3 protein-coding genes are annotated in these 5,335 nt (G+C 36.7%); 1 reads left to right on the plus strand and 2 read right to left on the minus strand.

Translation table 11 applies throughout. The annotated features are described in order from the left end of the window. Window positions 1-137 precede the first annotated feature (137 nt). Window positions 138-974 (plus strand): formyltetrahydrofolate deformylase, encoded by an 837-nt coding sequence (gene purU / locus GSY74_RS03465; protein ID WP_164663718.1) that lies wholly within the window; start codon window positions 138-140, stop codon window positions 972-974. A gap of 6 nt (window positions 975-980) precedes the next feature. On the opposite strand, the gene GSY74_RS03470 is transcribed toward purU, so the two are convergent. Together GSY74_RS03470 and GSY74_RS03475 are read right to left on the minus strand one after the other, a co-directional pair. Continuing rightward, on the minus strand, window positions 981-1,145 hold the full coding sequence (locus GSY74_RS03470; RefSeq protein ID WP_164663719.1) for a hypothetical protein: 165 nt from the start codon (window positions 1,143-1,145) through the stop codon (window positions 981-983). Next, window positions 1,135-5,335: alpha-2-macroglobulin (locus GSY74_RS03475; RefSeq protein ID WP_164663720.1), on the minus strand; the 4,201-nt coding region annotated here is incomplete at its 5' end. The genes GSY74_RS03475 and GSY74_RS03470, both read right to left, overlap by 11 nt.

Below are 5,335 nucleotides of genomic sequence, written 5' to 3' on the forward strand. Positions count from 1 at the left end.
GTTCGGGTGTGAACACGCCGATTCCGAAAATGCAGATTGCATATAAGGAACCGATGGCTTCAGCCTCGCTAATTCATTGGCATTGGGCTAAAGCCATCGGTTCCTAGTTTTGCAAGAAGTCTAATGATAGGAAAAATATGGAACAGCGGGTAAGAGTACTAATAGATTGCAAAGATGCCAAAGGTTTGGTTTATAAAATCTCAAAAGTTTTTTATGATAGAGATTTGAACATCGACAACAATCGAGAGTTTGTTGATAAAGAGCAGGGCAAATTTTTTATGCGTACGGTTGTATCTGGAGATTTTGATATAGATGAGCTAGAGGGAGCGATAAAAGCAGTTATTCCCATTTCAGCCAATCTTCAAGTGATAGAACCAAAAAGAAAAAAGATAGTTATATTGGCAACTAAAGAGTCTCATGCTCTAGGTGATATATTGATTCGTCATGAGGCGGGTGAGTTGGATGCTGATATAGAGGCTGTGATTGCCAATCATGATACGCTAGAGCCTCTTGTGCGACGATTTGATATTCCATTTTTTAGTGTATCAGCAGAGGGAATGAGTCGTGAGGAGCATGAAGAGTTTATGATGGAGTTAATAGATGAACAGGAGTTTGATATTATAGTTCTAGCAAAATATATGCGTATCTTGACCTCAAATTTTGTAGCAAAATATCCAAAACAGATAGTAAATATCCATCACTCATTTCTACCTGCATTTATTGGGGCTAATCCGTATAAACAGGCTCATCAAAGAGGTGTAAAAATTATTGGTGCAACAGCTCACTTTGTGACCGATGATTTGGATGAGGGTCCAATTATTGCTCAAGATATTATCCCTGTTACTCACCGTCTTGAGTGGAGAGATATGCAAAGAGCAGGGCGAGATGTGGAGAAAATAGTTCTCTCTCGTGCTTTGAATTTAGTGCTTAATGATAGAGTTTTTGTGCATGGGAATAAGACAATAGTCTTTTAAATCCTATCACCACTTACTAACTCTACACTCATAGGGGCTACAGGTTTGACTATCTCTATTCCACTCCCCACACTTTGTGATACAGTTATCCTCTTGAAAAGACCAATAGAGGATATTCCCTACCCATAAAAATGCTACTGTTACCATAATCATTAAAATATTATTTAACATCGATTCGTTCTCCTTTACTGTGACTTTTGAACTCTGGAGCATACATGCTCTCTATGGTTGCGATACCGTTTGAAAAACTACCTCTATGGGTAACAAAGAGAGGGTACTCAAAAACATAAGTTCCCCTTTTTAGATAATCCATAAAGAAGTAGGTAGCGTTGTCTTTTGTACTCTCATAATATCCCAAGCCATCTTGCCACTTGTATCGGCTTAGGACATTGATAGGCTCAAAGGCAGAGGCTCTGCTATCTTTTAACATGATATACTCCATATCTCTATCTGCTCTAATCTCTATTCTTACTTTGACTTTGTCTCCTACTTTTAGAGATACTCTATCTATGGCGGTAAGTTCTTCTCCTGCTTGACCCTGTTTTACTAAAAAGAGTTTTTTATCTATAGTTAGAGGAGTCTCTTTGAATATTTTTATCTTGTCCAAGTCCTCAAAATATTGCCAATATAGACCACCCCACGCGATATTTGAGTTTGGATTTTTTACTTTGACTGTTGCCATATCTTTGTCAAATTTATCAAAACTTGCTTTGAAGTAGCCTGTTCCTTTTTCGGCTGATGCCTTAGCTTTTTCTAATATAGGCTGATACTCTATCTTAGTATCAAAACTTACATCAACAAGTTGCTCATTGCCAAGAGATTTATCACCCTGTAGTAGAGCATAGATAGCAGAGGCTGTTGCTTTTGTTGTTTTCCAGTGGGTTGTCTGCTTGTTTTTTAGTAGCCAAATTTTGAGTAACTCTACAGATTTTTCATCTTTTTCAATGGTATTAAAAACATCTATCATGAGGGCATGAGTCTCAATTGGCATCTGATTCCAGTAGAAACCACGATTATATTTGAAGTACATTCCTCTATCATCGTCTACCAAAGCTCTCTCTTTTAGTGATTTGACTATAGCTTTTGCAACTGTTTTCTCCCCTTTTCTATTTAGAGTTAGAGCTATCATCCCTTGTTCATATAGACCTTTCTCTATCCAATATTTTTTGGCTTGTTCTAAGTAGTAGCTATAAGCTTTTTGGATTTTACCTTCTATTTTGGGCTGATAAAAACTTCTAGCATAAAGATAGTGAATCAAGATAGAGCTTAGATGCTCATCTTCAAATTTTGCATGACCTCTCTCCACAGCTCTCTCTAACACTCTGTACTGCTCTAACATCTCACTATCCATAAAATCTACTGTCTTTTTGAGAAGTCTGCTACTGCTATTTCTAATTCCTAGCTCTTCTAGCTTTCCAAACCCCTCTACTAGATATTGGCTAATATACCAGTTAGATTTACCACCACTAAACCATGCCCATCCACCATCACTATTTTGTCGTTCAGAGAGTTTTGACAAAATATCATCTCTCTCTTTTGCCAATCTATGCAAATCAAATAACAGCCCTATATTTTTTTGTTGCTCCTCTTCACTCTGTGACTCTAGCACCCAAGGGGTCTCTTCGAGCAGAATAGACTTTAACTCTTGATTTGTAGCCAGAGCAGATTTGAGTTCTCCTTTACCCTTCCAACTCTCAAATATTTTTTTGATTTTTGGTGTACTATTAGCTATCTTGGAAGCTAGAGTATTTGCAAAATATCGGTTAAATAGCTGTTCACTACACTCATGTGGATACTCCATCAGATAGGGTAGAGATTTGATAGCATACCAGATAGGATTAGATGTAAACTCCAAAGTTAGTTTGTGATTTTTAAGAGTGTTCGAGTTGTTATTTTGCAGAGATTTTAAGCTAAATGATTTTGTCTCTCCACCCTTAATAGATAGTGATTTACTCTCTGTAATAAACTCTCTGTTTGATAAAATAGGTTTGATAATCTGTTCAGCATCGGAGTAATATTTAGTTTTTGCAATTATAGTGTGTTGTATCGTAGAGACAGAGTCAACTTGTGGGATTTTTATTTTAAAACTCACATCTGTCGAAGCTCCTTTTTTCAGGGAAATTATCTTACTAAAGTTATGGTCTCCATATATATTCTGCTGAGTTATTGGGTCTACTAAATGTAGTTGACAGGTTCCATTCAAATCTTTTGAACTCATATTAACAACTTTTGCAGAGAGCGTTATAGTATCTCCCTCTCGAAAAAATCTAGGTAGATTTGTGACAACCATCAGCTCTTTTTGAGTAACTATCTCTTTTTGGGTAACTGCTAGTTCCAAATCTTTTGTATGAATAAATCCTAAAAACTTCCAACGAGTAAGAGCCTCATTGGTCTTAAAATTTATAATAATATTTCCATCTTTGTCAGTTTTGAGATTTGGTTTGAAAAACATTGTCTCTTTAAGATTTTTTCTGATTGAAACAGGTGTTGATATTGGTGTTGGACTATCAAATGCAACCATATCACCACCAAGCCCATCCTCTGATTCTGTAAAAACATCTGCTTGTGCAGACTCATAAACTACAGTTGGTTCTGCTTCCGCCATTGGAGCAGGAGCTGCTAAAGCTCTTGCCATAGCAACAGGTTGAATATGAGCATCATAACCCCTATGGTTATTATACAAGTTCAATCCAAACATATTTAGAGTAGGAAAAACTCTTTTTATCTTTTTAGTTTTATATCTATCATATCCCCACTCCACCACGCCATTTACCAAAGAGAAATCTTTTGCTCCCCATCTGTTTTGATAGTTGCTACGCCTATCTGGAAAGAGATTTGGCATACGAAAATTATGATTTACAAAATTATCAAGTGAGGCATCATACATCGTTGCGACCATCTCTGCTACTATCTTCTCTTTGCCCTCACCACTGATTTTTATGCTCCACTGCTCCTCTTGGTTTGGTTTTAATTTATCTCTAAAACTCCTATATTCAACTTTTAGCTTTTTTTTCCAAGGCACTCTAATCGTTCCCGAACTACTATATTCACGACCATTTTTTACCATATTGAGATAGTAGAAGATATTACCTCTATCTTTTTTTCCTATTTTTATCAACTCTTTAGTCAAATCACCTATCTCTATCCATTTCGTTTCAACTATCTTTCTATCTCTCTCAATGGTGAGAAAAACATAACTATTGGGAGATGAACTTTTGATATGTATAGTCGCTGTTGAGTCAATCTCATATATCTCTTGGTCTGTGCTATCCCATAGGTGCGTCTGATAGGGAGGTTTTGTGGCGTTCAGCTCATAGATGGTTATCTTTTTGCTCTTTTTGACCTCTGTTCCATACCTATCTCCTGTATAAAGTGTTAGCAGGTATTCACCCTGTTCAAGTTTCCCAAGAGCTAAGAGTTTTGATTTTTTAGTATCAAACTCCAAAGTTGATACAACCTCTTTTGACCTCTCCTCTCTCTCTATAGGTCTGTAGTTTTTGAAAAGATTTTGAAACTTCTTCTTGCTGTATATAGGTGTATCTATATCTCCCTTGCTCCAGTATCTATTTCTGTAAACCTTTTTTAACTCTTTGAACTTCTCTATGACTATCTTACCTTTGAGAGGCTCAAATTCACCATCAAGATTTGTAGTTTTTAGCACTAGAGATTTATTGGAGTCCATATTAAGTCTATCGTCTATTATCATATCAGCATTGACGGCAACAAATCCAATATTAATGGTTTTGTTGCTAGATTGTGTCTCACCTGTTGTGTCTGTAATATTCACAGATATTGTGTAGCTAAAACTAGGTTGACTCTCTGGAGATATAGACTCATCTGCCAAAGCATCAAAGTTAATCTCAAACCTACCATCCTTGTCTGTCTTCACCTCCCCTATGCTTATTTGTTTCTCTGTAGAGTCTGGATACGGTATCATCCATTCCCACCCACGCCAAGGAAATGAGGTTTTTCTCTTGACAGAATACTTCACTGTTGCCCCATCTATCACATTACCTGCATAGGCTTTTGCCAACCCTTTTACAGTTACAGAGTCTCCCAATCTATAGCCTCTCTCTAGCTTATCAAAAGAGACCTCAAATTTTGCTCTCTTGTACTCCTCTACACGAATCATCTGATGTCCACCAATATCCGAAGAGATACGCATTGAGCCTAGTCGTCCTGTTTTTGGCAGAGTAAAAGAGCCGTTGATTGTGCCAAACTCATTAGTTGTAAATTTTTTTGTCTCTATTTTTTGTCTATTTGAGTTATGTAAAGTTACCGCTATCTCCCTGTTTGTCAAAATTTTTGGTTCGATTTTTTTACCATTTTGTACAGCTAGACCCTTAAAATAGATAGTTTGA

The organism is Sulfurovum sp. bin170 (assembly GCF_010892395.1).
In the GTDB taxonomy this organism is placed as follows: domain Bacteria; phylum Campylobacterota; class Campylobacteria; order Campylobacterales; family Sulfurovaceae; genus UBA1140.